This window comes from Umezawaea tangerina (assembly GCF_003002815.1).
Lineage (GTDB): Bacteria > Actinomycetota > Actinomycetes > Mycobacteriales > Pseudonocardiaceae > Umezawaea > Umezawaea tangerina.
In genome coordinates this window covers 100,577-126,401 of record NZ_PVTF01000018.1, presented here as the reverse complement: position 1 = coordinate 126,401, position 25,825 = coordinate 100,577, and the positions used below count along the sequence as shown (strand labels likewise).

Sequence of the window (25,825 nt, the reverse complement as noted above, 5' to 3'; positions counted from 1 at the left end):
AAGGGGGAAGGCGGAGGGGTGGAGCGCGGAGGGGTGGAGCGCGGAGGGGTGGAGCGCGGAGGGGTGGAGCGCGGAGGGGTGGAGCGCGGAAGCCGCACACAATCCACCCAACGACGCTGGAAGCAGCGAGCCAGCTACCTGACGACGCTGGAAGCGAGCAACCCACCCAACAAATGCTGGAAGCGATAAGCCGCCCTACCAGCGACGCTGGACCAACCCACAAGCCCCCGACGACGCTGGAAGCGAGCATGCTCGTCCGCTCGTGCGGTCGGCTTGACTTGGGGTTTTTGGGCTTAAAATTGGTCGGCGGGCAGGCTCTACCACCTGCCCTTTTTCGCCCGACGAAGCCCAAAAAAGGGGCCCCAAGTCAAGCCGACCGCACCCGGAGACAGCTGTAGCGATACCCCGGAGTCCGCGGTAGCGACACCGGGTGAGCCCCACCGAGCCACCCATACCGGGCGAGCCCACAGCGGCACCCCCAGAACACCAAAAACCCGGCCCCACGCCACCCCACCCCCGGACCACGCCACCCGACGCACCCCAAGAACAGACCAGCGCACGACCGGGCTCCCGGACCGCACTACCCGAAACTCAAACCCAAAACCCAACCCACCTACGCAGGCGTGAACGCCAACGCCACGTTGTGACCACCGAACCCGAAAGCGTCGTTCACCGCCGCCTCCAGCTTCACCTTCCGGGGCTCTCCCGCCACCACGTCCAGCTCCACCGCCGGATCCAGGTTGTCCAGGTTCAGCGTCTGCGGGATCACGCCGTCCCTGATCGACAGCAGCGTGACGATCCCCTCCACGGCCCCGGCCGCGCCCAGCAGGTGGCCGAGCGCGCCCTTGGGGGCGTTCAGCACCGGGTGGTCGCCGATGGCCTTGCGGATGGCGACCGTCTCCGCGACGTCGCCCACCGGGGTGGACGTGGCGTGGCAGTTGACGTGGCCGACGTCGCTCGGGTCGAGGCCCGCGGTCCGCAGGGCCGCGCTGATCGCCCGTGCCTGTCCGGTGCCCTCGGGGTCGGGGGCGGTGATGTGGTAGCCGTCGGAGCTGGTGCCGATGCCGGCGAGCCGTCCGTAGACCTTGGCGCCGCGGGCGGCGGCGAAGTCCGCGCGCTCCAGCACCATGATCCCGGCGCCTTCGCCGAGGACGAACCCGTCGCGGCCGGTGTCGAAGGGCCGCGAGGCCTTCTCCGGCTCGTCGTTGCGGGTGCTCATCGTGCGCGCCTGCGAGAACCCGGCCACCGGGATGGCGCAGATGCACGCTTCCGCGCCTCCGGCCACCACGACGTCGGCCTCACCGGTGCGGATCATCCGCCACGCCCACGCGAGCGCCTCGGCGCCCGACGCGCAGGCCGACACCGGGGCGTGCACCCCGGCGCGGGCCTTGAACTCCAGGCCCACGTGCGCGGCCGGGCCGTTCGGCATCAGCATCGGCACGGTGAGGGGCGAGACCTTGCGCAGGCCGTGCTCCTCGAGCAGGTCGTCCTGGTTCAGCAGCGTCATGGCGCCGCCGATGCCGGTGCCGACGATGACCGCCAGGCGGTCCTTGTCGACGGTGTCGTCGCTGTGGCCCGCGTCCTTCCACGCTTCGCGGGCGGCGATCATCGCCACCTGCTCGCTGCGGTCCAGCCTGCGGGCCTCGACCCTGGGAAGCACCTCGGTGGGGTCGACCGCGAGCTGCGCGGCGATCCGCACCGGCAGGTCGAAGCGCTCGACCCAGTCCATGTTGTTGGTCGACACGCCGCTGCGACCGGCGAGCAGCGCGTCCCAGGTGGTGGCGACATCGCCACCGAGCGGGGTGGTTGCACCCAGCCCGGTGACGACGACGTCGTGATTTGTGGTCATGCCTTGCTAGCGATGTAGGTCACCGCATCGCCCACGGTCTTGAGGTTGGCCAGCTCGTCGTCCGGGATCTTCACGCCGAACTTGTCCTCGGCCTGCACGGCGATCTCCACCATGGACAGCGAGTCGATGTCCAGGTCGTCCACAAAGGACTTCTCGACCGTCACGTCGTCGGCTGCGACACCGGCGACCTCTTCGACGATCTCGGCAAGCCCCTTCTGGATGTCCTCGTTGCTCACTGAAAGTCCCTTCCTTCTTGCTGTGGACGGCGGGGACGGCAGTCCCGTCCCGCCGGGGCACTGATGGGTGGTCCGCTCACGGACACCGGACGACCTGTCCCGCGTAGGACAGGCCCGCTCCGAAGCCCATGAGCAGCACCACGTCCCCGCTGGAGATCTCGCCTGCCGCCCGCATGTGGTCGAGCGCCATCGGGATCGAGGCGGAGGACGTGTTGCCGGACTCCACGATGTCACGCGCGATGACCATGTCCTCACGCGCACCCTTGCTGCGCAACCGCTTCGCGATCGCCTCGACGATCCGCAGGTTCGCCTGGTGCGGCACGAACACGTCCACGTCGGACAGCTCGACGCCCGCCAGCTCGACCGCGCGGATCGCCACGGGGGCGATCTGGGTGGTCGCCCAGCGGAAGACCGCCTGGCCCTCCTGGTGGATCGAGGAGTTGCGGTCGGCGATGGCGATGGTGTCCGCCAGCTCGCCCGCGCTGCCCCAGGCGACCGGGCCGATGCTCGGCTCGTCGCCGGGACCGACCACGACGGCGCCCGCCGCGTCGGCGAAGATGATCGCGGTGGAGCGGTCCGTCGGGTCCACCCAGTCGGTGAGCTTCTCGGCGCCGATCACCAGCACGTTGCGGGAGCTGCCCGAGCGGACCATGTCCGACGCGGTCGCCAGGGCGTAGCAGAAGCCGGCGCACGCGGCGTTCACGTCGAACGCGGGCGCGGCGGTCACGCCGATGCGCTCGGCGACCTGCGCCGCGGCGTTCGGGATCGGCGACGGCATGGTGCAGGTCGCGACGATCACGGCGTCGACGTCGCCGGGGGTGAGGCCGGAGTCGGCGATCGCCTTCGCGCCCGCCTCCACGGCCATGTCGGTCAGCTTCTCGTCCTTGCCCGCGAACCGGCGGCTCACGATGCCTACGCGGTCGCGGATCCACTCGTCCGACGTCTCCATGACCTTCGCGAGGTCGTGGTTGGTGACGATCGTCTCGGGCTGGTAGCTCCCGATGCCGAGGATGCGCGTCCCGGACAGCGCCGCCGGGAGCTTGATGGAGGTCATCGACCGGCCTCCGCGGTGGCCAGGAGCTCGGCGACCTTGTCGAGGTGCTCCGGAGTCTTCAAAGCCAAGGTGGGGGTGCCCTTCAACTCTCGCTTGGCCAGACCCGTCAGCGCGCCCGCGGGAGGCAGTTCGACGACCGCGTGCACGGCGTGCCCGGCCAGGGTGGCCTGGCAGGTGTCCCACCGCACGGGGCGGGTCACCTGGGAGATCAACCGGCGCAGCACGTCCGCGCCGTCGGTGACGATCGTGCCATCGGCGTTGGAGAGCAGCGGCAGGGCGGGGTCGTTCGCGACGACGTCCGCCGCGCGGGTGCGCAGCGCTTCCTCGGCCGGGGCCATGAAGGCGGTGTGGAACGCGCCCGCGACCTGCAGCTTGCGGATCTTCGCGGTGCCGGGGGGCGACTCGACCAGCTTGTCGAGCGCGTCCAGCGGGCCCGCGGCGACGATCTGGCCCGCGCCGTTGCGGTTGGCGGGCGTGAGCTCCAGCTCGGCGAGGCGGGCCAGCACCTCGGCCTCGTCGCCGCCGAGCACGGCGGCCATGCCGGTCGGGTGCAGCGCGCACGCGGCGGCCATCTCGGCCCCGCGCACGGCGGCCAGCGCCACGGCGTCGTCGGCGCTGAGCACACCGGCCATCGCGGCGGCGGCCAGCTCGCCGACGGAGTGCCCGCCGATGATGGTGTCCGACGGCAGCTCGACCCGCCGGCGCAGCTCCTCGAACGCGAGCAGCGCCAGCGCCACGACGAGCGGCTGGGTGATCGAGGTGTCCTTGATCTCCTCGGCCTCGGCGGTCGTGCCCAGGCGGACCAGGTCCAGGCCCGTGGCCTCGGCCCAGGCGTCGACCCGCTGCCGCGCCCCGTCGAGCTCGAGCCACGGGGCGAGCATGCCGGGAGTCTGCGAACCCTGTCCGGGGGCGAGGAGTGCGATCACAGTGCAACTGAACACGGTCGCGGGCGTCCGCAGTGATGCCGTTGTCGACGAAGTCCAGGGTGCGTAGTTGTAGGGTTTCCACAAAAATTGCCGCGACATGTCCGAAGAACGTCAGCACGTGTTGTACAGAGCGACCTGTGTCACCCACCAACCGGTGCGGTGTCGGTCACATCCGACGGGCGCAAAGCGACATTCGGCGGCACATCACCACAGACCGCGCGCCTTCGCCAGCCGCCCGACCGACAGCGCGATCCGCAGCACGAGGGCGTCGCGCGCGTCGTGGGCGTTGCGCCCGGTGAGCTCGGTGACCCGGCGCAGCCGGTAGCGCACGGTGTTCGGGTGCACGAACAGCTTCCGCGCGCACGTCTCCAGGACCCCGCCGACCTCCAGGAACGTGTCCACGGTCTCCAGCAGCGACCCGCTGGCCTCCTCCAGCGGCCTGGCGATCCGGTCGACGAGCTGCCACTCGGCCTCCGGGTCGCCCGCGAGCGCCCGTTCCGGCAGCAGGTCGAGCGACCGCACGGGCCTGGGCGCGGTGGGCCAGCCGACGACCGCGCGCAGCCCGGACAGCGCGTCGCTGGCGCTGCGGTGCGCCTCGGCGAGGCTGGCCACCGTCGGCCCGGCGACCACCGCGCCGTCGCCGAACGCCTCGGCGATCTTGCCCAGCACGTCGCCGTCGTCGGTCTCGCCGCCCAGCACCACGACCAACCGCGAGCCCTGCACGCTCAGCAGCACCGGCCGGGCGCTGCGCGCGGCCCGGCTGCGCACCTCGTAGACGACCGCGGGCGGGTCGTCCGACGGCGGGTTGCCGACCAGCACGGTCGCCTCCGCGGCCGGGTCCCAGCCGAGCGCGGCCGCGCGGGACAGCAGCGACTCCTCGGCGTCCCCGCGCACGATCCCGTCGACGACGAGGGCCTCCAGCCGGGCGTCCCACGCGCCGCGCGCCTCGGCGGCGGCCGCGTACGACGTGGCCGCGGAGAAGGCGATCTCGCGCCCGTAGCGCAGCACGCCCTCGGTGAGCCGCGCCCGTTCGGCGTCGTCGGCCGCGAGCCTGGGCAGCTGCTGCTCGAAGAGCTCCAGCGCGATCCGCACCAGCTCCACGGTCTGCCGCAGGCTGACCCAGCGCGAGATGTCCTTGGGCGCGGACCGGAACGCCTCCGCGGTCAGCCGGATGGCCTGGCGCGGGTCGTCCAGCCAGGACACGAACCCGGCGACCCCGTTCTGGATGAGCAGCAGCACGCTCGCGCGCTGGTCGGCGGGCATCCGCCGGAACCACGGCAGCCTGCGCTCCATCTCCGACACGCTGGACGCGGCCAGGTCGCCCGACGCGCGTTCGAGGTCGCGCAACGTCGTGCGGGACAGCTCGGGCCAGGCCTGCTGCCCCTCAGCACCGGCTGAGCTGGTCATACCGACAACGATCGCACGTCCGGTCAGGAGATCACCGCAACGGGTGACAGAAGCGCTCGGACCGGGGCGCGGCGCCCTACCTTCCTACCGGTGCGCTCATCAACGGGAGGTCCGGTCTTGCGAAGGCTTGTCCCAGTGGGTCTTGCGGTGCTCGTGGTCCTCGCGACCTCGTCGCCGGCGGTGTCGGCCCGGACAACACCGCCGGACCCGTTGGCGGAGTTCCACAACCAGACGCTCACCTGGGCGCCGTGCCAGGGCGACCTGGAGTGCGCCTCGGTCGTCGTGCCGCTGGACTACGCCGACCCCGGCCTCGACCGGATCTCGCTCGCGGTCAGCAGGCGCAAGGCGACCGAGCTGCGGCGCGGTGTCCTGGTGGCCAACCCCGGCGGTCCCGGAGGGTCCGGACTGCGGATGCCCGCCTTCCTCTCCACGACCGCGCTGGCCAAGTCCTATGACCTGATCGGGTTCGATCCGCGGGGCGTCGGCGGCTCGACCGCGCTCACCTGCCGGGCGGTGCCGGAGATCACCACGACCGACTCGCGGCCGCCGGACTCGGAGTTCGCGAAGTGGACGGCGGAGGCGCGGGCCGCCGAGGACGCGTGCCAGGCCTCGGCGGGCGGCATCCGGCGGTTCGTCAACACCGCCAACACAGCGCGGGACCTGGACGTGATCCGCGAGGTGCTCGGCGAGCCCCGGATCAGCTACCTCGGCTACTCCTACGGCACCTACCTCGGCGCCGTGTACGGGTCGCTGTTCCCCTACCGGCTCGACCGCAGCGTCCTGGACTCCTCGGTGCACCCGGAGTGGCTGTGGCGCCAGCAGGCCAAGGGGCAGGCCGTCGCCACCCGGCGCAACGTCGAGCTGTGGTCGGAGTGGGCCGCGGAGCACGACGACGTGTTCGGGCTCGGCCGCAGCGGCCCCGAGGTGCTGGCCACCATCGAGCGGACGTCGGCGAGGCTGGCGCTCGACCCGGTCGGCGCGCACACCCGCAGCGAGTTCGACGCCGCCGTGGGCGTCGGCTCCCGCTACCGTCCACTGTGGACCGACCTGGCGGGTGTGGTCGGCGGGCTGAACGGCGGCGCGGGCACCACGCCGCAGGCCGCCGCCGAGCAGAGCGCCAGGTTCGCCGCCTCCGCCAAGGGGGAGCTCAAGTCCGGCGTCTTCACCACGATCACCTGCGAGGCCGACTGGCCGCGCGACCTGGAGACCTACTACGAGGACATGCGGGTGTTCCGCGACCGCTACCCCTACGGCTTCGGCGTGCTGCGCGCCGCCCCGACCGCGTGCACCTTCCGCTCGTTCACCCCGCCCGGACCGATGGTCCCGCTCAAGCGCGACGGCTACCCGGTGGGCCTGGTCGTGCAGGCCGAGGGCGACACGCAGACCCAGTACGAGGGCGGGCCCGCGATGGCGAGCAGGCTGGGCGACAACCTGCTCACCGTGCTGGACGAGGGCAAGCACGGCGTCTACAACAGCGGCAACGCCTGCGTGGACGCGGTGGTCGACCACTACCTGGTCGACGGGGTGCTGCCGCCGAGCTCCTCGACCTGCCCCGGCGACCCCCGGCCCGACCCGGCGCGGCCGTCGACCCGCCCGGCCGGCTCCTTCCTGGACACCGCGGGGCTCGCCGAGCGACTGGCCCGTTGACGAAAACCGCCCGGCGCGAGCTGCTGCGCCGGGCGGTTCCCTCTCCCCGGTCCCCACCGGTCCGTCCACTGTGAACGGAGTCCGCGGGAAACGCCAATCGGTCACCCTTTCGTGCTCGTGCGCCGAATTGCCGGGTGGTCAACGTTCGGGAAACCATTTCCCGGTCAGTCGACAAGCTACGAAGAAAGTTAGGAGGGCGTCGTGGGTTCCCAGATCACCGAAGGTCTTGGACAGGCCTGGGCCATGATCGCCACGTTCGTGCCGAAGCTGCTCGGCTTCGCGCTCGTCATGGTGGTCGGTTGGTTCATCGCCAAGGCGCTGTCGAAGGCGGTCGGCTTCCTGCTGAAGCGCGTCGGCTTCGACCGCCTGGTCGAGAGGTCCGGCCTCGGCGCGATGACGGCGCAGTCGCCCGTGGACGCGTCCGGTCTCATCGTCAAGCTCGTCTACTACTTCGTGCTGCTGATCGCGCTGCAGATGGCGTTCGGCGTGTTCGGCACCGGCAACGCGGTGAGCGAGCTGCTCAACGACGTGATCGCCTACCTGCCGCGCATCGTGGTCGCGCTGGTGCTGGTGCTCGTCGCCTCGGCGATCGGCAAGGCCGTCCGCGGCCTGGTGACCGGCGCCCTGGGCGGCCGTTCGTACACCCGGATGCTCGGCACGGCTGCCTACGGCTTCATCATGGCGCTGGGCGTCATCGCGGCCCTCAACCAGCTCGGCATCGCCGTCTCGGTGACCATGCCGGTGCTGATCGCCGTGCTCGCCACGGTGGCCGGTGTCGTCATCATCGGCGTCGGCGGCGGCCTGGTCCGCCCCATGCAGCAGCGCTGGGAGGGCTGGCTGACCCGCGTGCAGGACGAGGCGGCCCGCACCGCCCCCGCGCCGCGCCGCTCGCAGGAGCCGGTCTCGGCGGGCGCGCGTCGCCACGCGACCGCGCAGCAGATGGCGTCGGACGCCCCGACGCCGCCCGCGGGCATGCCCATCACGCCCGGCGAGTAGCTCCCCGGCGATGCCACGAGGGCCGTCCCGCTTCGCGGGGGACGGCCCTCGTGGCGTTGTGCGCACAGGAAAGCCGTCAGGGCGTCCCCGCGAGTGCGGGGACGCCCTGACGGGGTCGTGCGGTGGAACTAGGCGGCGCGCTTGCGGCGCACCACGACCAGCGCCGCGGCACCCGCGCCGACGAGGCCGAGGCCCGACAGCAGCAGCCAGCCGGGCGAAGCACCGGTGGAGGCCAGCGGCGGAGTGGCCTCACCCTCACCGCCACCGCTCCCGACCGGGGTGGTGGACGTCACGGGCACGGTCTCCGAGGACGACTCCGTCGTGCTGGTGGTCACCTCGGTGGACGGCGGGGTGCTCTCCGCCGGCGTGCTGGGCTTCGAGACGGTCGTGGTCGTGCTCGGCGCGGTGGGCTTCACGCACGCCTCGACCTTGAGCGTCTTGGAGTAGTTGTACTGGTTGCCGTCCGAGGCCTTCACGGCGATGGTGAAGGTGTGGGCGACGTCGCCGGCACGCGTCCAGGACTTCTCGTAGTTGTCGCCGAACGAGGTGTTGACCAGTTCGGTCTCGCCGTCCTTGACCACGACGGTGTTGCCGTTGCGGGCGTAGGACGCGAGTTTCACGCTCACCACGGCCTTGTCCGCGACGCACTCGGCCTTCGAGGTGGGCGTGTGCGCGGAAGCCGGGATCGCCAGTGCCAACAAGGTCAGACCAGCCGTCGCGGTCACCGTGATCGCACCGAGAACTCTGCCTGGCATGTGGTCTCCCGCTCTGGTTTCTTGCGAAGTCACGCAACGCGAAATGCAAACAAGTCACCCTTGTGGGTGACACCGCAGGGGACCGTAGCAACGTCCGTAGATTCAAAGGTCGCTGTTTGGCAACGCTCTGATCACGGGTAGGCCGGAATCCGACATGTAGGCACCCGTTCGGGTAAAAGCCCGCCCAAGATCACCCGTGTCCATCAGCGGATGACCTCGCCCCAGCGGACGTAGGGGAAACCGGTCGTCGCCAGGTCGCCCGCCGTGGGCTCGCGCTCGCCGTCGTGGAGCACCAGCATGCCCTCGCGGAAGCCGCGGCCGAGATCGGCCGTGACGACCTGCGCGCCGTCGGAGTGCTCCACCGGGTCCAGCCCGCGGCCCGCGCCCACGACGAAGTCGCCCAGCACGCGGTGCCGCCCGGTGCGCTCGTAGCGCACGAACCGCGAGTCGCCCTGGCTGGAGGCGACCAGCTCGCCGCCGCCGTCCGGGCCCTCCGCGATCGTCAGGCCCTCGGCGTCCGCGCTCAGCCACCTGCCGCCGAAACCGGGGTCCGGCCCGTCCGTGACGCATTCCTCGGCCGCCTCGTCATACCGTTGGGGTGCCCCGAAAGAGCGAACCTCGTCCATCAGTTCGGGGGACCCGAAACCGTCGGCGCGGACCGGGATCCGCCAGATCCCGACGTCCTCCTGCGCCGCGTACGCGACGCCGTGGAGGGAGTCGACCACCATCCCCTCGGCCTGCGGCCGGTCGCCGGGGTCCTCGCACGGGGTCCACGTCGAGCCGTCCGGCATGACGAAACCCGTCGGCAGGTCCACAGTGGACACGACCTCGTTGCCCACCGACCCGGCGGGGCCGGGCACGACGCGCAGCAGCGCGATCCGGCTCTCGCCGCGGCGGCTGGCCAGGACCAGCGGTGCGCCGGTGCGCCGGTCGACGCCCGCCGCCAGCCCGTAGGCGTTGCGCTGGTCGTCCACCTCCGCCTCGGAGGCGGAGAACACCGGCCGCGCGCCGGGGTCCGTCACGTCGGCGAGCACCCGCGAGCCCGCCGCCGAGCCGCGGCCGTCGACCTCGTACACCCGGATCCGGTCGCGGCCCCGGTCGCTCACGAACGCCAGGTCCCGCACCCGACCGCCGACCCGGACGCCGCCGAGCACGTCGACGTTGTTGTACCGCCCCGGTTTCGCCCCCGGCGCGGGCGCGGCGGGCGCCGGGTAGGTGTCCAGGGTGCGACCTCGGAGGTCGAACGCGGCCAGCCCGCCCTCCTTGAGGGTGCCGAGCACGACCGTGCGCTCCGGCCGCGTCGGGTGCACCCAGACGGCGGGGTCGTCTGCGTCGGCGTTCGCCGGGGTGCCGGACGGGTCGTCGACGAAGGCGCGGGTCTGCGCGACCGGGACGACGACCTCCGGAGCCGCCGCGTCGGCGGGTGGCGCCGGCACCAGCAGCAGGAGGGGGACGGCGAACAGGGCTCGCGAGGTGGTGACCATGGCCGGAAGCCAGCGGGGCGAGGTGAACCGCCGATGTACTCCGGACGAGTGCCGCACGTCACAAACGCTGACGGAACAGCCCGTCCGCGCGACGATGTTCTGGCAAGTGGAAGACGTGCGTTCCGGGGTCGGTGGAAGTCCGAACCGGTGGTGACAGCCCACGACCCGCGTGCCCCACGGCCCGCGGTTGACCCGGTGGAACTCCGGGGCCGACGGTGAGAGTCCGGATGAGAGGCGCGCACGCCACCGGTGTCCGGCATGCCCGCCGCACCGGTGACGCGCCACGCCCCCGGACCGCCCTGGGGATGTGGAGGACGCGGTGCACGTGTTGCTGGAGCAGGGTTTCACCGTTCTGGGGCAGAAGATCGCCTACGCGGAGTTCTTCGGCCAGCTGTTCGCCCTGGCCGTGGTGTTCCTGGCGCAGCGGAGGTCCCTCTGGACGTGGCCGGTGCAGCTGGCGTCGGTCGCGCTGCTGTTCACCGTCTACCTGTCCGCCCACCTCGGCGGTCTCGCGATCAGGCAGGTCGTCGTCGGCCTCATCGCGTTCTACGGCTGGTACGCCTGGCTGCGCAGGCGCGACCCCGTGTTCGGCGTCGTCGTCCGCAAGGGCTCGACCCGCGAACGCCTCGCCGTCGCCGCAGCCTTCGTCGTCGGCACCACCGCGTTCGCCCTGGCGCTGGACGCCCTGCACGCCTCGTGGGCCCCGTGGCCGGACGCCGCTATCTTCGTCGGCACCGTCCTCGCCTTCGCCCTCCAAGGGCTCGGCCTCGTCGAGTTCTGGATCGTCTGGCTCGTCGTCGACGCCATCGGCGTGCCCCTGCAGATCCAGTCCGGTCTCTACTTCAGCGCCCTGATCTACACCGTGTTCGCCGTCCTGGTCATCCGCGGCTGGCTCGACTGGAACCGCGCCGCCAAGCGCACCGCCGTCGAGGCGGCCGCCTGACGCGCCACGAGGGGAGCCCCGCGAACGGGACTCCCCTCGTGGACCTCGGTGCCTAGGCCAGCCCGGCGTCGCCCGTGGAGGGGCCCGCCGCGCCGACGTCGTCGATCCGGTACTGCTGCGCGGCCTTCACGACCAGCGCCGGGTCGATCTCGCCCCGCTTGGCCAACGCGGCCAGCGTGGCGACGACGATCGACTCGGTGTCGACCAGGAAGTGCCTGCGCGCGGCCGGGCGGGTGTCGGAGAAGCCGAACCCGTCCGTGCCCAGCGTGTGCATGTCCGTCGGCACGTACGGCCGGATGAGGTCCGGGACGGCCTTCATCCAGTCCGACACCGCGACGACGGGACCCGTGGACTCGGAGAGCACCTTCGTCACGTACGGGACGCGGGGCTCGTTCTCCGGGTGCAGCAGGTTCTCCCGCTCGACCTCCACGGCCTCGCGGCGCAGCTCCGAGTACGAGGTCGCGGACCACACGTCGGCCCGCACCCCCCACTCCTCGGCGAGGATCCGCTGGGCGTCGATCGCCCACGGCATCGCCACACCGGACGCCAGGAGCTGCGCGTGCGGGCCGTCCTGGCCCGGCGACACCTGGTAGCGGTACAGGCCGCGCAGCAGGCCCTCGACGTCGAGGCCCTCCGGCTCCGCGGGCTGCCGGTACGGCTCGTTGTAGACGGTCATGTAGTAGAAGATGTTCTCGGCGTTCTCGCCGTACATCCTCCGCAGGCCGTCGCGCACGATGTGGCCCACCTCGAACGACCACGCGGGGTCGTAGGACACGACGGCGGGGTTCGTGTGCGCCAGCAGCAGCGAGTGGCCGTCCGCGTGCTGGAGGCCCTCACCGGTCAGCGTCGTGCGGCCCGCGGTGGCGCCGAGCACGAAGCCGCGCGCCATCTGGTCCGCCGCGGCCCACAGGCCGTCACCGGTGCGCTGGAACCCGAACATCGAGTAGAAGATGTAGATCGGGATCATCGGCTCGCCCTGCGTGGCGTAGGACGTGCCCACCGCCGTGAAGGACGCCGTCGACCCGGCCTCGTTGATGCCCTCGTGCAGGATCTGGCCCTGTTCGGACTCCTTGTACGCCAGCATCAGCTCGGCGTCCACGGAGGTGTACATCTGCCCGTTGGGGTTGTAGATCTTCTGCGACGGGAACATCGAGTCCATGCCGAACGTCCGCGCCTCGTCCGGGATGATCGGCACGATCCGGTTGCCGATCTCCGGGTCCTTCGCGAGGTCGCGCACGAGCCGCACGAACGCCATGGTCGTGGCGACCTGCTGCTTGCCGGAGCCCCGCTTGAGGACGTCGTAGACCTTGTCCTCGGGCAGCTTCAGGGCCTTGGCCGTGTTGCGCCGCTCCGGTACGTAGCCGCCGAGCTGCTTGCGCCGCTCCAGCAGGTACTGGATCTCCGGGGAGTCCGGGCCGGGGTGGTAGTACGGCGGCAGGTAGGGGTCCTTCTCCAGCTGCTCGTCGGTGATCGGGATCCGGAGGCTGTCGCGGAACAGCTTCAGGTCCTCCAGGGTCATCTTCTTCATCTGGTGCGTGGCGTTGCGCGCCGCGAAGTGCGGGCCCAGGCCGTAGCCCTTGATGGTCTTGGCGAGGATGACCGTCGGCTGGCCGTGGTGCTCGGTGGCCGCCTTGTACGCCGCGTACACCTTGCGGTAGTCGTGGCCGCCGCGCTTGAGGTTCCAGACGTCGTCGTCGCTCAGCGGCGCGACAAGCTCCTTCGTCCGCGGGTCGCGGCCGAAGAAGTGCTCCTTCACGTAGGCGCCGTCGTTCGCCTTGTAGGTCTGGTAGTCGCCGTCGGGCGTGGTGTTCATCAGGTTCACCAGCGCGCCGTCGCGGTCGGCGTGCAGCAGCGAGTCCCACTCGCGGCCCCAGACGACCTTGATGACGTTCCAGCCCGCGCCGCGGAAGAACGACTCCAGCTCCTGGATGATCTTGCCGTTGCCGCGCACCGGGCCGTCGAGGCGCTGCAGGTTGCAGTTGACCACGAACGTCAGGTTGTCCAGCTGCTCGTTCGCCGCCAGCTGCAGCAGGCCGCGCGACTCCGGCTCGTCCATCTCGCCGTCGCCGAGGAACGCCCACACGCGCTGGTCGGACGTGTCCTTGAAACCGCGGTCGTGCAGGTAGCGGTTGAACCGCGCCTGGTAGATCGCGTTCATCGGGCCGAGGCCCATGGACACCGTCGGGAACTCCCAGAAGCCCGGCATCAGCCGCGGGTGCGGGTAGGACGGCAGGCCCTTGCCGAGCCCGCCGTGCGAGTACTCCTGGCGGAACCCGTCGAGCTGGTCCTCGCTCAGCCGCCCCTCGAGGAACGCGCGGGCGTAGACGCCGGGGGAGGCGTGGCCCTGGATGAAGACCTGGTCGCCGCCGCCGGGGTGGTCCTTGCCGCGGAAGAAGTGGTTGAAACCGACCTCGTAGAGGCTCGCCGAGGACGCGTAGGTCGAGATGTGACCACCGACACCGACACCGGGTCGCTGCGCGCGGTGCACCGTCATGGCCGCGTTCCAGCGGATCCACGCCCGGTACCGGCGCTCGACCTCCTCGTCACCGGGGAACCACGGCTCCCGCTCGGTGGGGATGGTGTTCACGTAGTCCGTGCTGGTCAGGGACGGGATGCCGACGCCACCCTCGCGGGCCTTCTCGAGGAGTCGGAGCATGAGATAACGGGCACGCTGCTGGCCGCCACCCTTGAGCGCGGCGTCGAACGACTCCAGCCACTCCGCCGTCTCGTCCGGATCGATGTCCGGCAGGTGTGCGGCGAGGCCGTCACGGATGACGCGCACCCGTTCGGGGGCGGTGCCGTTGTTCTGCGGGGCCAAGGGTTCTCCTCGCCAGGGTTGCTGCCGGCTGCTGCCGGCGTTCACTGCGGGTTCAGGCGGTCTACCTGTCCATGATTCCTCATCGGCGCCCGTGGGACACCCCAGAGGACCCCCTACCGACCAGTAGTTCTGGATCGTGTCCCTCGCGCGCGCGGTATGAGGTGTGTTCAGTGTGCGTCATCCTGTCGGGTGACAGTTCAGGGGGGTCGGATTGCGGCGTGTCATGAGGTCAACGGTTGCGCGGAGGCCGTCTATCAGTGTTCGCTAGCCGCGACAGGTGTTGATACATCGCGCGGCAGTCGAGTCGACTGCCGCTCTTGCGTAGTTGGAGGAGTGGAAGCCGTGGTCGCCGCGGGAGACGCCGACAAGGGCGGTGTCGCCGACAAGCTCGGGATTGCACCGGGCCAGGCAGTTCAGGAGATCGGCTGGGACGAGGACGTTGACGACGACGTTCGTGCCGCCATCGAGGAGCGGATCGGCAGCGATCTCCTCGACGATGAGGCCGACGATGTCGTGGACGTGGTCCTGTTGTGGTGGCGGGACGGGGACGGGGATCTGGTCGACGACCTGATCAACGCGACCGGGCCGCTGGCCGAGAACGGCGTGGTGTGGGTGCTGACGCCCAAGACCGGACGCCCTGGACACGTCGAGCCGAGTGAGATCGCCGAGGCGGTGCCGACCGCTGGGCTGTCCCAGACGTCCAACATCACCGTCGCCGAGGACTGGTCGGGCACGAGGCTCGTGCGTCCCAGTTCGGCGAAGGTCAAGCGCTGATCCGAGACTGAGCACGGGTTCCCCGGGACGTACGGGGACCCGTGCCGGTCGCCCGACCGGGGGAACTCCGAAGTGCTGCCGGACGAGGGTTCCCAAGCCCCGGACTTCACCCTCCGGGACAGCAACCGCCAACAGGTGTCGCTGTCCCGGTACCGAGGCGTGCGCCCGGTGCTGCTGGTGTTCTACCCGTTCGCCTTCAGCGGCACCTGCCAGGCCGAGCTGGACGCCCTCCAGACCGACCTGGACCGCTACGAGAAGGCCGACGTGGCGGTCCTCGCCATCTCCGTCGACACCCCCTACAGCCTCAAGGCGTGGTCCCGCGCCCAGGGCTACCGCTTCCCCCTGCTGTCCGACTTCTGGCCCCACGGCGCCGTCGCCAAGTCCTACGGCACCTTCAACCCCACCAACGGCATGTCCAACCGCGGCACCTTCCTCGTGGACCCCCACGGAACCATCCGCTACGCCGAGGTGAACGAACCCGGCGAACCCAGGGACCAGACGGCATGGCAGCATGCTGTTGCCGCGTTGACGGCCTAGAGGGCGCGTAGCTCAGCGGAAGAGCACTCGGTTTACACCCGAGCGGTCGCAGGTTCGAACCCTGCCGCGCCCACCAACAACGGCACCGAACAAACCCCCAACAAAAGCTGAAAGCGGCCGGCTAACAGCGCTGAAAGCAAACGCCCAACAAACGACCGCCAACGACGCTGGAGCAGCGGCACTCGTCCGTTCATGCGCAGGCCCGACGACGCTGGAAGCGAGCACACTCGTCCGCCAGCGGCCGGCTTGACTTGGGGTTTTTGGGCTTACAATGAGTCGGCGGGCAGGCTCTACCACCTGCCCTTTTTCGCCCGACGAAGCCCAAAAAAGGGGCCCCAAGTCAAGCCGGCCGCACCGCACACGGCGGATGCGATCCCCGCCGATTGACCACGGTCAGCGACAGGCGCCGATCACCACGATCAGCCGGCACACCACCCCTACCGGTCGAACTCCGAAATCAAAGACCCGAACAACCGGATCGACCCCATCACCTTCTCGTGCGGCAAAGCCCCCACCTGGTGGAAGCTCATCAGCCGGTCAATCCCCAGCTCCTCGTACACCCGCAGCTTCTTCCGGCACGTCTCCGGACTCCCCACGATCAACGAGTCCTGCGCGTTCAGCGCCTCGAAAACCTCCTCCTCCGGCACCTCCTCGCCCTGGATGATCCGACCGATCACCAACTGCGCGTCGTTCGGCCCGGCAGACGCCGCCGCAGCCTCCGCACGCAGGAACTCACCGGTGAGCCCACCACCATCAGGCGCCGCCAGCACCGCCTTCTGACGATCCAACTCGGTGACGAACGCGTCAGCGGCCTCGAAGAACGTGAGGGCGCGGACGGTGTACCAGGCGGCGGCCGCGGCGGCGCCGTTGCGCATGGCCTCCTGGTCGGTCTCGGCGCAGTGCACGAACGTGAAGAACGCGACCTGGTTGTTGACGAACGCGCCCGCGGGCGCGGTGCAGGCGGCGGCCGCGGTGCGGTACAGGTCGACCATGCGGGCGACGCGTTCCAAGGACTCCCAGATGGTGGTGCCGAGGACGCCGACGCCGCGCCTGCCCGCGTCCTCGAACGAGCCGGGGCTGGTGGCGGCCTGCCAGAGGGGTGGGTGGGGTTTCTGGTACGGCTTGGGGACTACCGGAACGTCGGAGATCCGGAAGTTGGTGCTGGAGTGGGAGAAGCGGTCCTCCGTCCACATGCGCGGGATCATGTCGAACGCCTCGGCGGTCTGCGGGCGTACGTCAGCGGGGTCGGTGTTGAACAGCCGCCATTCCGGTGTGGTCGAGCGGGTGAGGCCCAGTTCGACGCGGCCGCCGCTGAGGTGGTCGAGCCACGCCGCGCGCTCGGCGATGCGCAACGGGTGGTTGAAGCGGGACGGGGCGAGGACGGCGGAGTGGCCGAGCCGGATGTTCGTGGTGCGCTGGGAGAGCGCGGCCAGCAGCATCTCCGGCGCGGACGACAGGCTGAACTCCTCGGCGCCGTGGTGCTCGACCTGCCACCAGCACCCGTACCCCGTCTCGTCGGCTAACTCCGCCTGCTCGATGGCCTGGGCGATGCGTTGGTGCTCATGGCCTTCCGCCCACGGCCGCGGGTCCTGGATCTCGTTGAAGATGTCGAGTTTCATGCCTCGGGGCTCCCGTCGTCGGTCCTCAGCGGAAGCTAGTTGTGAAAAAGTCCCCGGAACAGCGGCCGAAGGGGGAGAAAACCGCCATCGGCCGAGTTGATCAACATGGGCCGTTCGGACTCTGTACGCGAGTCCAAATCGGACGTAACTTCATGTTCATGGCGCTGAGGACGGTCACGTTGGTGATTGGTCTCGCATTCCTGCTGTCCGGTCTCCTGATCCTGTTCCTGCCGATGTCGTCGGACACCCCCAGCGGTTCGGCCGTGTCCTGCGGCAACAGCATCGGCATGGGCTTCGACCCGGCGGAGGTCGAGAAGATCGACCCGGCGTTCGTCGGGATCTGCGGACGGCTGCGGAGCGAGCGGTTGGGGTGGGCGCTCCCGGTGGTGGTGGGCGGCGCCGTGCTCCTCGTCGCGGGCGGCTTGGCGGGAAGACGTCGTTCCGACGCATAGCTACTCGCTGGTAGCGTTCGGCCATGACCACGTGGATGCTCTACGGCGCCAACGGGTACACCGGCGTGCTGATCGCCGAACTGGCCGTGCGACGCGGCCTGAGGCCGGTGCTGGCCGGGCGGTCCGCCGCGAAGGTCGCGCCGCTGGCCGAGCGCCTCGGCCTTGAGCACCGCGCGTTCGGGCTCGACGACGCCGCCGACGCGCTGCGGGACGTCGACGTGGTCGCGCACTGCGCGGGCCCGTTCTCGGCCACCTCGCGGCCGATGGTGGACGCCTGCCTGGCGACCGGCACGCACTACACCGACATCACCGGCGAGATCGACGTGTTCGAGGCCGTCGCCGCCCGTGACGGGGAGGCGAAGGCCGCCGGGGTGGTCCTGCTGCCCGGCACCGGGTTCGACGTCGTGCCGACCGACTGCGTGGCCGCCGTGCTCGCCGCCGCGCTGCCCGGCGCGACGCACCTCGACCTCGCCTTCACCACGGGCGGCGGCGCGAGCCCCGGCACCACGAAGACGTCCGTCGAGGGCAGCGCGAACGGCGGTCGGGCGCGGGTCGACGGCGAGCTGCGGACCTTCCGCGTCGGCCACCGCAGGCGCAGCGCCGCGTTCCACTCGGGCGCGCGCGACGTCGGCGCGATCCCGTGGGGCGACGTGAGCACCGCCTACCGGTCGACCGGCATCCCGAACATCACCACGTTCACCGTGCTGCCCGGCCTCGCCGGACACCTCCAGGCGCTGTTCGGGCCGCTGCTGCGCACGTCTCTGGCGCAGGGCTTCGGCAAGGCCGTGGCGCAGCGGATCTCCGGGCCCGGCGAGGAGCTGCGCGCCAAGACTCGGTCCGAGGTGTGGGGCGAGGTGTCCGACGTCGAGGGGCGCACGGTGTCCGTCGCGCTCACCGCGCCCAACGCCTACGACCTCACCGCCGACGCCGTCGTCCGGGCGGTGCAACGGCTCCTCGACGGCGGCGTGCCCGCCGGGTCTCACACGCCGTCGAGCGCGTTCGGCGCCGACTTCGTGCGCACCCTCGACGGCGTCGTGGTCCACGAGCTCGTCCGCACATAGCTGTGCCCCGACGCGGACGCCGGGGCACAGTGGACTAGCGGGGGGCGAGCAGCGAGCTGGCCTCCTGGGCGGCGCTCCCGGCCTGCAGCAGGTGCTGGAGGTTCTCCGGCAGCTCCTCGCCGCGCTCCTGCACGGCGGTCGCGTACAGCCGTCCGGCGCGATAGGAGGACCGCACCAGCGGACCGGCCATCACGCCCGAGAAGCCCATGGCCTTGGCGTCGTCGGAGTGCGCGACGAACTCCTCCGGCTTCACCCAGCGCTCGACGGGGTGGTGCCGCGGCGAGGGCCGCAGGTACTGGGTGATCGTGATGATCTCGCAGCCCGCGTCGTGCAGGTCGCGCAGCGCCTGGGTGACCTCTTCCGGGGTCTCGCCCATGCCGAGGATCAGGTTGGACTTGGTGACCAGGCCGAACTCGCGGGCCTTGGTGATCACGTCGAGCGAGCGCTCGTAGCGGAACGCGGGGCGGATGCGCTTGAAGATCCGCGGCACGGTCTCCACGTTGTGCGCGAGCACCTCCGGCCGCGAGGCGAACACCTCGGCCAGCTGCTCGGGCACCGCGTTGAAGTCCGGGATCAGCAGCTCGACACCCGTGCCGGGGTTGAGCTGGTGGATCAGCCGCACGGTCTCCGCGTACAGCCACGCGCCGCCGTCGGGGAGGTCGTCGCGGGCGACACCGGTGACGGTCGAGTAGCGCAGGCCCATCGCCTGGACCGACTCGGCGACCCGGCGCGGCTCGTCGCGGTCGAGGTCGTCCGGCTTGCCCGTGTCGATCTGGCAGAAGTCGCAGCGCCGCGTGCACTGCTCGCCACCGATGAGGAACGTGGCCTCGCGGTCTTCCCAGCACTCGTAGATGTTGGGACAACCGGCCTCTTCGCAGACCGTGTGCAGCCCCTCGCGTTTGACGAGGCCCTTGAGCTCCCGGAACTCGGGGCCCATCTTGGCCTTCGTCTTGATCCACGAGGGCTTCTTCTCGATCGGCGTCTGGCTGTTGCGGACCTCGAGCCGCAGCAGCTTCCGACCCTCTGGTACCGGCGTCACGCTGGTCACCCTACGCTTCGCGCGCGCGTGGTCGGGGTCACGCCGGATCCGGGGTTACCCCGGTGAGAGTGGCCGTGAGGTCCCACAGCCGGTCGGCCGTGACGTCGTCCCGCGCGGCCTTGCTCCTGGAGGCCGGCTTGGGGTGGCCGCGGGTCTCGCCCAGCGCGCCGGGGCCGTAGTAGTCGTCGGGCAGCACGCCGGGTGCCGTCGCGGCGTGGAGCTGCGGCAACGCGCCCTGCTCCACGCTCTGGGTGACCACGGCGTCCCACACCTTCACGACGCCGCCGAGCAGCGCGCTGCCCTGCGACTTCGCGTGGTTGGCGCCCAGGTTCGTGCCGGTCAGGCCGGGGTGGGCTGCGACCGACGTCACGTCCAGTCCGGCCGCCGCCAGGTGCCGGGCCAGGGCGTTGGCGAACAGCAGGTTGGCCAGCTTCGACTGGCCGTAGGCCTGCCACGCCGAGTAGCCGCGGGCCTCGAAGTTCGGGTCGGCGAGCTGGAGCCCGCCCATCTTGTGGGCGAGGCTCGACAGCGTCACCACGCGCGCGCCCGGCCGGGTGCGCAGGGCGGGCATGAGCAGCCACGTGAGCGCGGCGTGCCCGAGGTGGTTGGTGCCGAACTGGGTCTCGAAGTGGTCGACGGTCCAGCCGCGCGGCGTCGCCATCACGCCCGCGTTGTTCATCAGCACGTCGACCGCGTCACCGGTGCGCTCCCGGACGTCCGCGGCGGCTCTGCGGACCGACGAGAGGTCGGCCAGGTCCAGTTCGACGAGCTCGGCCTTCGCGCCGGTCGCGAGCACGCGCCGCAGCGCCTCGGCGCCGCGTTCGGGGGAGCGGCAGGCCATGAGCACCCGCGCGCCCCTGGCGCCGAGCACCTCGGCCGAGCGCAGCCCGAGGCCCGAGTTCGCCCCGGTGACCACCACGGTGCGGCCGGTCTGGTCGGGGATGTCCGCTTCGGTCCACATGCCCGTCACCTAACCAAGTTCGCTCAGGCCCTGCTCAACAGGCGCTTGCGGGACGTTCGCACGGCGGGCTCCGAACGGATCAGCGCGAGGAACGCCGCACCGATCGCGGAGACCTCGGCGGTGGGCTCGGAGAGCTCGGCGAGACCGGAGGTCAACGCCAGCAGGCGCTCCTCGCGCCCGACGGCCTCGGGGTCGGTGAGGTGGGCGTCCAGCAGGCCGCGCAGCGCGGGCTGCTCGGCGGCGAGCGCGCGCCAGGTCGTGAGGACCGCGTCGACGCGGTCGTCGCCGTCGGTCAGCGCCACGCCCAGCCGACCGGTGAGCTGCTGGAGCCACCGGTGGTGCAGGGCGAGCAGCAGCTCGTCGGCGTCGGCGAACACGTCCGGGTCGAACTCCGGCGGGGCCGCGGGGTTCCGCTCGGCCCGGTCGAGCACGGCGGCCAGCTCGTCGCGTCGCCGGTAGAAGTCGCTCCAGCCCATGGTCGGGCCTCCTCTCGTGGGTGAGGGGGCTCATACTCGGGGTCTTTAGCATACCGTCGGTATGGCCCGTCGTGGCCAACATACCACCGGTACGTACCGTCGGTATGTCGTACGGTTGTGAGCGTGGTGACAACGGGGTCGAGACGCGTCGAGTACTCGGAGTCCACGAGGCAGGCGCTCGTGGACAACGCGGTGGAGCTGTTCACCAAGCGCGGCTACGCGGGCACGTCCCTCGACGAGGTCACCAAGCGCGCCAGGGTCACCAAAGGCGCGCTCTACCACCACTTCAGCGGCAAGCAGGCCCTGTTCGAGGCGGCCTTCGACGCCGTGGAGAACAAGTTCATGAGCAGGCTGTCGGCGATCGTCTCCGCTCCGGGCGACCCGTGGGAGACCGCCATCGAGGGGCTGCGCGCCTACGTCCGGGTCTGCCTGGAGCCCTCCTACCAGCGCATCGTGATCCACGAGGCCCCGGTCGTGATGGGCTGGGAGCGCTGGCGCGAGGCCGAGGAGCACTTCAGCTACGGTCTGCTGCGCACCGCCATCGAGCTGCTCGTGGAGTCCGGCGAGATCGAGGACATGCCGGTCGAGATCACCGCGCGGCTGCTGTTCGGATCGCTGTCCGCGGGCGCCAGCACCATCGCCGCCGCGTCGGACCCGAAGAAGGCCAGCGCGGACGTGGAACGCACCATCGTCCGGGTCGTCGAGGGCCTGCGGGTGCGCGACGGCGTGCCGCCCGTGGCCCCGCCGAGGGGCCGGTCACGTTCACGCCGCCACTAGCCGGCCGGCGCGCTAGTTTGGGCCGGGTGGAACTCCGGATCTTCACCGAGCCCCAGCAAGGGGCCAGCTACGACGACCTGCTGCGCATCGCGCGGACCGCGGAGGACGCGGGCTACGACGCCTTCTTCAGGTCGGACCACTACCTGCGGATGGGCTCCACCGACGGCCTGCCCGGCCCCACCGACGCGTGGGTCACGCTCGCCGGCCTGGCCCGCGAGACCTCCCGCATCCGGCTCGGCACGCTGATGACCGCCGCCACCTTCCGCCACCCCGGCCCGCTGGCGATCAGCGTCGCCCAGGTGGACGCGATGTCCGGCGGCCGGGTCGAGCTCGGTTTCGGCGCAGGCTGGTACTCCGACGAGCACTCCGCCTACGGCATCCCGTTCCCGCCGGTCGGCGAGCGCTTCGACCGCTACGCCGAGCAGCTGGAGATCGTCACCGGCCTGCTGGGCACACCCGCCGGGGAGACGTTCTCCTTCGAGGGCGAGCACTACCGGCTCACCGACTCGCCCGCGCTGCCCAAGCCGGTGCAGTCGCCGGTGCCGGTGCTGATCGGCGGGGTCGGCGCCAAGCGCACCCCCGCGCTGGCGGCCAGGTTCGCGCACGAGTTCAACCTGCCGTTCCAGGACTTCGACACGGCGAACCGGCAGTTCGACCGCGTCGCGCGGGCGTGCGCCGAGATCGGCCGCGACCAGGCGGAGATCACCCGCTCCGTCGCGCTGGTCACGTGCGTCGGCCGCGACGACGCCGAGGTCGCCCGCCGGGCCGCGAAGATCGGCCGCGAGGTCGACGAGCTGCGCGCCGGCGGTGTCGCGGGCACGCCCGCGGAGGTCGTGGAGAGGCTGTCGCAGTGGCGGGAGCGGACCGGGGTCACGAGGGTCTACCTCCAGATCCTCGACGTGGCCGACCTCGACCACGTCGAGCTGGTCGCCGCGGAGGTCGCGTCCCACCTGGCCTGAAAGGCGCTTTGAGGTTTTTCGAAGGTCCCGTCGATAGCTTCGGTCGTGCGGCTGTCGACGGAGTCTTGGGGGAACGCGGTGGTGAAGGCGCACGGGTTCGGCTCGGCCCTGCTGGGGCTCACCGCCCTGGCCGTGCTCTCCGCGCCGTCGGGTGCGGCGGCCGCGGTCCCGGACCACCCTTCGGGGCCGCGGGACGCCCAGGGCTTCGCGCGTGCCGCCGACGGGAGCGTGATCCACACCTACGACACCGGCGCGGGCTGGTCGCCGTGGACGCCCGTCGGTGACCAGAAGATCGTCGGCACGCCCGGCTGGGTGCACGAGCCGCGCCGCCACGCCACCGAGGTGTTCGCCCGCGACCTCGGTGGCAGGCTCGTGCACACCGACCGGACCGTCGAGGGCTGGTCCGGGTGGGAGGTCCTGGACGACACGGGCCTCGCGGGCGACCCGGTGGCCGTGTACCAGCCGAACACCGGGATCACCGAGGTGTTCGCGCGCGGCCAGGACGGCTCGCTGCTGCACACCGACGACTGCTCAGGCGGCTGGAAGCCGTTGACGCCGGTCGGCGACGTGCGGATCGTGGGCACGCCGGTCGCCGAGCGCAATGCGACCACGCAGGTCACCGAGGTCACCGCGAACACCGTGGACGGCAGGCTGCTGCGGGTGTTCGACGTGTCCGCCGGGTGGTCCCTCTGGTCGGTCTCCTAGGTCTCCCAGGTCGTCACGCTGGCGTCGGAGACCATGCGGACGAGCGTGTCGACGAGCTCGTCCGCGGTGGTCCGCCACTTGTCGCCGTCGAGGTGGCCGCTGAGCTCCATGCCCGCGATGCCGTGGGCGCTGGTCATCAGCAGCGCGCCGTAGTGCCGCGCGTCCGCCTCCCCGACGAGGGCGGCGACGATGGCCTGGAACTCGTCCTGGAACCGCCCGGCCGCGCGGACGGCCGCGGTCGGGTCGCCCTCCGGTCCGCACAGCTGGAGCCGGACGCGTTCGAGCCCGTCCCCGCGTGCTCCCTGCGGCTTGAACAGCAGCTGGTAGAGGTGCGGTTGGCGGCGGCCGACGTCGATGAGGGCGCGGAGGGCGCCGCGCAGCCTCTCGGAGGCGGGCAGGTCGGGGTCGGCTCGCAGGGCCTGCACCCGGTCGCCGACCCGCTCCCAGCCCTCGGCAGCCACGGCGGTCAGCAGGCTGTCCTTGCCCGCGAAGTGCCGGTACGGCGCTCCCCGCGTCACACCTGCCCGCGCGCCCACCTCGCGCAGGGTGACCGCCTCGGGCCCGCCCTCGTCGAGCAGCTCGGCGGCCGCGTCGAGCAGGGAGCGGCGGGTGACGGCGGCGGACTCCGCGCGGGTGGCCATGGGCCCAGCATACAGTTGACACCGTCATCTGAACGGGTACCGTCGAAGAGGTGACAACGTCATCTGAAACTCAGGAGCTGGTCGTCGTGACCGGGGCCTCCACCGGCATGGGCGCCTCCGCCGCCCGCGAGCTCGCCCGTCGGGGGTTCCACGTCCTGGCCGGTGTCCGCCGCGACCGCGACGCCGACGCCATCAGGGCGGACGGCGTCGAGCCGGTCATCCTCGACATCACCGAGCCCGAGCACGTGCGGGCGCTCGCCGCGCGGGTCGCCGCCGACGCGCGGCCGCTGCGCGCGGTCGTCAACAACGCGGGCATCCAGGTCAACGCCCCGGTCGAGTCCCTGCCGATGGAGCGGTGGCGGTGGGTGTTCGAGGTCAACCTGTTCGGCCACGTCGCCGTCACCCAGGCGCTCCTGCCCGCCCTGCTGGACAGCGGGGGACGCGTGGTCAACATCAGCTCGGTCGGCGGCAAGGTCGCCATGGCCACCTACGGCGCGTACGCCGGGGCGAAGTTCGCCCTGGAGGCGGTCAGCGACTCGCTGCGCCGGGAGGTCGCCCCGCTGGGCGTGCACGTGGTCGTCGTCGAGCCCGGCGGTGTGCGCACGGAGATCGCCCACCGCGGGGTCGCGACGGCGAACGACCTGGCCGCCGGGATGACGCCCGCGCAGCACGAGCGCTACGGCGGCATGGTCGAGGCGACCAACAGGCTGATGGCCACGGGCACCGCGTCGGGCGTCACCGCCGACGCCGCCGCGCTGGTGATCGCGAAGGCCGTGACGGCCCGCAGGCCGCGCACCCGCTACACCGTCGGCCGGGACGCCGCCCTGATCACCCGGCTCGTCCGGGTGCTGCCCGACCGGGCGGTCGACCGCGTCGTCACCACCAACCTGCGCCGCCACTACCCGAAGGCGTAGCGGTCAGTTGCCCGCGCTCTCGTACCGGCGCAGCCCGCGCGAGAACGCCACCAGGGCGAGCGCCACGCAGTAGGCGGCCACCAGCGGGGTCAGCAGCCCCAGCCACGGGGAGGACCCGGTGCCGAGCAGGAAGCCCAGCGGGAACGTGGTGATGAAGGCGAACGGCACCACGAGCCCCAGGGTGGCCTTCAGCGCCGTCGGGAAGATCGACAGCGGGTACCGGGCCAGCTCGCCCACCTGGTGGACCGCCATGGCGAACAACGGGCTCGGGCCCGCCAGCCAGAACGAGATCGAGTTGGTCGCGAGGTTGACCGACACCTTGATCATGACCGCGCAGACGGGCAGCACCACGGCCAGCAGGACCAGCCCCACCGACCACCGGACGTCCAGGTGCGCCAGCGCGGTGGCCAGCATCGCGCCCCCGGTGATGATGTTGGTCAGGCCGTTGATCCCGATCTCGGCGCTGGTCACCTGGAGCACCACGGGGTAGGGCCGCACCAGCGCGTAGTCCAGCGACCCCTGGTTGATGGACTCCGACAGCCGCCAGGTGCCCTCGAAGAAGAACGAGCCGACGCCCTCGGCGATGGCCATCAGCGCGAACATCGCCACCACGGCCCAGAACGACCACCCGCGCAGGGTGGGGATCCGGGCGAAGACTGCGGAGAGGAACACCAGGTTCACCACCTGGATCAGCACGGTCGCTGCCGCCATGACCCAGAAGTCGGACTGGTACTCGAGCAGCGCCCGCAGGTGCAGCCCGAGGAACCGGAAGTAGAGCCGGACCACCCGTGCCAC

Annotated in this window: 25 protein-coding genes, 1 tRNA gene and 1 riboswitch; of the genes, 12 read left to right on the top strand and 14 right to left on the bottom strand. The window is 71.3% G+C overall.

The window, feature by feature from the left end:
* Positions 1 to 613 precede the first annotated feature (613 nt).
* From CLV43_RS41560 to CLV43_RS41540, 5 genes are all read right to left on the bottom strand, one after another.
* Positions 614 to 1,849: a beta-ketoacyl-[acyl-carrier-protein] synthase family protein gene (locus tag CLV43_RS41560; RefSeq protein ID WP_106195630.1), complete on the bottom strand. Its 1,236-nt coding sequence runs from the start codon at positions 1,847 to 1,849 to the stop codon at positions 614 to 616.
* Positions 1,846 to 2,085, bottom strand: coding sequence for an acyl carrier protein (locus CLV43_RS41555; RefSeq protein ID WP_106195628.1), 240 nt, complete (start codon positions 2,083 to 2,085; stop codon positions 1,846 to 1,848). Before CLV43_RS41555 ends, CLV43_RS41560 begins: the two co-directional genes overlap by 4 nt.
* A gap of 76 nt (positions 2,086 to 2,161) precedes the next feature.
* Positions 2,162 to 3,139: a beta-ketoacyl-ACP synthase III gene (locus tag CLV43_RS41550; RefSeq protein ID WP_106195627.1), complete on the bottom strand. Its 978-nt coding sequence runs from the start codon at positions 3,137 to 3,139 to the stop codon at positions 2,162 to 2,164.
* A complete protein-coding gene (locus CLV43_RS41545; RefSeq protein WP_106195625.1) occupies positions 3,136 to 4,065 on the bottom strand; it encodes an ACP S-malonyltransferase in 930 nt (309 codons plus the stop codon). Before CLV43_RS41545 ends, CLV43_RS41550 begins: the two co-directional genes overlap by 4 nt.
* 204 nt (positions 4,066 to 4,269) lie before the next feature.
* Entirely contained in the window at positions 4,270 to 5,472 is a 1,203-nt protein-coding gene (locus CLV43_RS41540; protein WP_106195623.1) for a PucR family transcriptional regulator, read from the bottom strand.
* A gap of 135 nt (positions 5,473 to 5,607) precedes the next feature.
* Between CLV43_RS41540 and CLV43_RS41535 the strand changes: the two genes are divergently transcribed.
* Positions 5,608 to 7,119, top strand: coding sequence for an alpha/beta fold hydrolase (locus tag CLV43_RS41535; protein WP_245887416.1), 1,512 nt, complete (start codon positions 5,608 to 5,610; stop codon positions 7,117 to 7,119).
* Between the two features lie 201 nt (positions 7,120 to 7,320).
* Positions 7,321 to 8,115: a mechanosensitive ion channel family protein gene (locus CLV43_RS41530; RefSeq protein ID WP_106195619.1), complete on the top strand. Its 795-nt coding sequence runs from the start codon at positions 7,321 to 7,323 to the stop codon at positions 8,113 to 8,115.
* Positions 8,116 to 8,243: 128 nt separating this feature from the next.
* On the opposite strand, the gene CLV43_RS41525 is transcribed toward CLV43_RS41530, so the two are convergent.
* Together CLV43_RS41525 and CLV43_RS41520 are read right to left on the bottom strand one after the other, a co-directional pair.
* Positions 8,244 to 8,870, bottom strand: coding sequence for an LPXTG cell wall anchor domain-containing protein (locus CLV43_RS41525; RefSeq protein ID WP_146175115.1), 627 nt, complete (start codon positions 8,868 to 8,870; stop codon positions 8,244 to 8,246).
* Between the two features lie 203 nt (positions 8,871 to 9,073).
* Positions 9,074 to 10,354, bottom strand: a complete 1,281-nt coding sequence (locus CLV43_RS41520) for a phytase (protein ID WP_106195616.1) — start codon at positions 10,352 to 10,354, stop codon at positions 9,074 to 9,076.
* A gap of 113 nt (positions 10,355 to 10,467) precedes the next feature.
* A riboswitch (FMN riboswitch) is annotated at positions 10,468 to 10,596 on the top strand.
* A 77-nt stretch (positions 10,597 to 10,673) separates the two neighbouring features.
* Here CLV43_RS41520 and pnuC point away from each other — a divergent pair.
* Complete coding sequence (gene pnuC / locus CLV43_RS41515; protein WP_106195726.1) at positions 10,674 to 11,297, top strand: nicotinamide riboside transporter PnuC; 624 nt, start codon at positions 10,674 to 10,676, stop codon at positions 11,295 to 11,297.
* A gap of 52 nt (positions 11,298 to 11,349) precedes the next feature.
* Here the strand turns inward: pnuC and aceE are convergent, their stop codons facing one another.
* Complete coding sequence (gene aceE / locus CLV43_RS41510; RefSeq protein ID WP_106195614.1) at positions 11,350 to 14,115, bottom strand: pyruvate dehydrogenase (acetyl-transferring), homodimeric type; 2,766 nt, start codon at positions 14,113 to 14,115, stop codon at positions 11,350 to 11,352.
* A 342-nt stretch (positions 14,116 to 14,457) separates the two neighbouring features.
* Between aceE and CLV43_RS41505 the strand changes: the two genes are divergently transcribed.
* The 3 genes from CLV43_RS41505 (at position 14,458) to CLV43_RS41495 (ending at position 15,502) form a co-directional block, all read left to right on the top strand.
* Positions 14,458 to 14,889: a DUF3052 domain-containing protein gene (locus tag CLV43_RS41505; RefSeq protein WP_106195724.1), complete on the top strand. Its 432-nt coding sequence runs from the start codon at positions 14,458 to 14,460 to the stop codon at positions 14,887 to 14,889.
* A 72-nt stretch (positions 14,890 to 14,961) separates the two neighbouring features.
* Positions 14,962 to 15,426 carry a peroxiredoxin gene (locus CLV43_RS41500; protein ID WP_106195612.1) on the top strand — a complete coding sequence of 155 codons (465 nt, stop codon included), beginning with the start codon at positions 14,962 to 14,964 and terminating at the stop codon, positions 15,424 to 15,426.
* Position 15,427: 1 nt separating this feature from the next.
* A tRNA-Val gene (locus tag CLV43_RS41495) sits at positions 15,428 to 15,502 on the top strand.
* A 361-nt stretch (positions 15,503 to 15,863) separates the two neighbouring features.
* Here the strand turns inward: CLV43_RS41495 and CLV43_RS41490 are convergent.
* Positions 15,864 to 17,045, bottom strand: a complete 1,182-nt coding sequence (locus tag CLV43_RS41490; RefSeq protein WP_106195610.1) for an LLM class flavin-dependent oxidoreductase — start codon at positions 17,043 to 17,045, stop codon at positions 15,864 to 15,866.
* A 182-nt stretch (positions 17,046 to 17,227) separates the two neighbouring features.
* Between CLV43_RS41490 and CLV43_RS41485 the strand changes: the two genes are divergently transcribed.
* The gene (locus tag CLV43_RS41485; RefSeq protein ID WP_245887414.1) at positions 17,228 to 17,497 is read left to right on the top strand and encodes a hypothetical protein; all 270 of its coding nucleotides are present in this window, start codon (positions 17,228 to 17,230) and stop codon (positions 17,495 to 17,497) included.
* Positions 17,498 to 17,520: 23 nt separating this feature from the next.
* Positions 17,521 to 18,558: a saccharopine dehydrogenase family protein gene (locus CLV43_RS41480; protein WP_245887411.1), complete on the top strand. Its 1,038-nt coding sequence runs from the start codon at positions 17,521 to 17,523 to the stop codon at positions 18,556 to 18,558.
* A 34-nt stretch (positions 18,559 to 18,592) separates the two neighbouring features.
* On the opposite strand, the gene lipA is transcribed toward CLV43_RS41480, so the two are convergent.
* Genes lipA through CLV43_RS41465 form a run of 3 tightly spaced genes read right to left on the bottom strand, consistent with a single transcriptional unit; the run spans position 18,593 to position 21,034 of the window.
* Positions 18,593 to 19,597, bottom strand: coding sequence for a lipoyl synthase (gene lipA / locus CLV43_RS41475; RefSeq protein ID WP_106195719.1), 1,005 nt, complete (start codon positions 19,595 to 19,597; stop codon positions 18,593 to 18,595).
* Positions 19,598 to 19,634: 37 nt separating this feature from the next.
* Positions 19,635 to 20,558, bottom strand: coding sequence for an oxidoreductase (locus CLV43_RS41470; RefSeq protein ID WP_106195608.1), 924 nt, complete (start codon positions 20,556 to 20,558; stop codon positions 19,635 to 19,637).
* A gap of 23 nt (positions 20,559 to 20,581) precedes the next feature.
* Positions 20,582 to 21,034 (bottom strand): hypothetical protein, encoded by a 453-nt coding sequence (locus CLV43_RS41465; RefSeq protein WP_106195606.1) that lies wholly within the window; start codon positions 21,032 to 21,034, stop codon positions 20,582 to 20,584.
* A gap of 126 nt (positions 21,035 to 21,160) precedes the next feature.
* Here CLV43_RS41465 and CLV43_RS41460 point away from each other — a divergent pair, with 126 nt between their 5' ends.
* Genes CLV43_RS41460 through CLV43_RS41450 form a run of 3 tightly spaced genes read left to right on the top strand, consistent with a single transcriptional unit; the run spans position 21,161 to position 23,475 of the window.
* The gene (locus CLV43_RS41460; RefSeq protein WP_106195717.1) at positions 21,161 to 21,811 is read left to right on the top strand and encodes a TetR/AcrR family transcriptional regulator; all 651 of its coding nucleotides are present in this window, start codon (positions 21,161 to 21,163) and stop codon (positions 21,809 to 21,811) included.
* Positions 21,812 to 21,837: 26 nt separating this feature from the next.
* Positions 21,838 to 22,770, top strand: a complete 933-nt coding sequence (locus CLV43_RS41455; RefSeq protein WP_106195715.1) for an LLM class F420-dependent oxidoreductase — start codon at positions 21,838 to 21,840, stop codon at positions 22,768 to 22,770.
* A 45-nt stretch (positions 22,771 to 22,815) separates the two neighbouring features.
* Positions 22,816 to 23,475, top strand: coding sequence for a DUF8189 domain-containing protein (locus CLV43_RS41450; RefSeq protein ID WP_106195604.1), 660 nt, complete (start codon positions 22,816 to 22,818; stop codon positions 23,473 to 23,475).
* Here CLV43_RS41450 and CLV43_RS41445 read toward each other — a convergent pair.
* Positions 23,472 to 24,116, bottom strand: a complete 645-nt coding sequence (locus tag CLV43_RS41445; protein WP_106195602.1) for a TetR/AcrR family transcriptional regulator — start codon at positions 24,114 to 24,116, stop codon at positions 23,472 to 23,474. The genes CLV43_RS41450 and CLV43_RS41445 overlap by 4 nt on opposite strands.
* Before the next feature lie 50 nt (positions 24,117 to 24,166).
* Between CLV43_RS41445 and CLV43_RS41440 the strand changes: the two genes are divergently transcribed.
* Positions 24,167 to 25,030, top strand: a complete 864-nt coding sequence (locus CLV43_RS41440; RefSeq protein WP_106195600.1) for an SDR family NAD(P)-dependent oxidoreductase — start codon at positions 24,167 to 24,169, stop codon at positions 25,028 to 25,030.
* 3 nt (positions 25,031 to 25,033) lie between these two features.
* Here CLV43_RS41440 and CLV43_RS41435 read toward each other — a convergent pair whose 3' ends face one another.
* Entirely contained in the window at positions 25,034 to 25,825 is a 792-nt protein-coding gene (locus CLV43_RS41435; RefSeq protein ID WP_211304811.1) for an ABC transporter permease, read from the bottom strand.

What these genes read in the sequence shown, in the direction of transcription:
- CLV43_RS41520 (WP_106195616.1), bottom strand. Translation starts at nt 10,354, where the DNA reads ATGGTCACCACCTCGCGAGCCCTGTTCGCCGTCCCCCTCCTGCTGCTG.
- CLV43_RS41540 (WP_106195623.1), bottom strand. Translation starts at nt 5,472, where the DNA reads ATGACCAGCTCAGCCGGTGCTGAGGGGCAGCAGGCCTGGCCCGAGCTG.
- CLV43_RS41560 (WP_106195630.1), bottom strand. Translation starts at nt 1,849, where the DNA reads ATGACCACAAATCACGACGTCGTCGTCACCGGGCTGGGTGCAACCACC.
- CLV43_RS41480 (WP_245887411.1), top strand. Translation starts at nt 17,521, where the DNA reads ATGACCACGTGGATGCTCTACGGCGCCAACGGGTACACCGGCGTGCTG.
- CLV43_RS41490 (WP_106195610.1), bottom strand. Translation starts at nt 17,045, where the DNA reads ATGAAACTCGACATCTTCAACGAGATCCAGGACCCGCGGCCGTGGGCG.
- CLV43_RS41550 (WP_106195627.1), bottom strand. Translation starts at nt 3,139, where the DNA reads ATGACCTCCATCAAGCTCCCGGCGGCGCTGTCCGGGACGCGCATCCTC.
- CLV43_RS41525 (WP_146175115.1), bottom strand. Translation starts at nt 8,870, where the DNA reads ATGCCAGGCAGAGTTCTCGGTGCGATCACGGTGACCGCGACGGCTGGT.
- CLV43_RS41470 (WP_106195608.1), bottom strand. Translation starts at nt 20,558, where the DNA reads ATGTGGACCGAAGCGGACATCCCCGACCAGACCGGCCGCACCGTGGTG.
- CLV43_RS41445 (WP_106195602.1), bottom strand. Translation starts at nt 24,116, where the DNA reads ATGGCCACCCGCGCGGAGTCCGCCGCCGTCACCCGCCGCTCCCTGCTC.
- CLV43_RS41465 (WP_106195606.1), bottom strand. Translation starts at nt 21,034, where the DNA reads ATGGGCTGGAGCGACTTCTACCGGCGACGCGACGAGCTGGCCGCCGTG.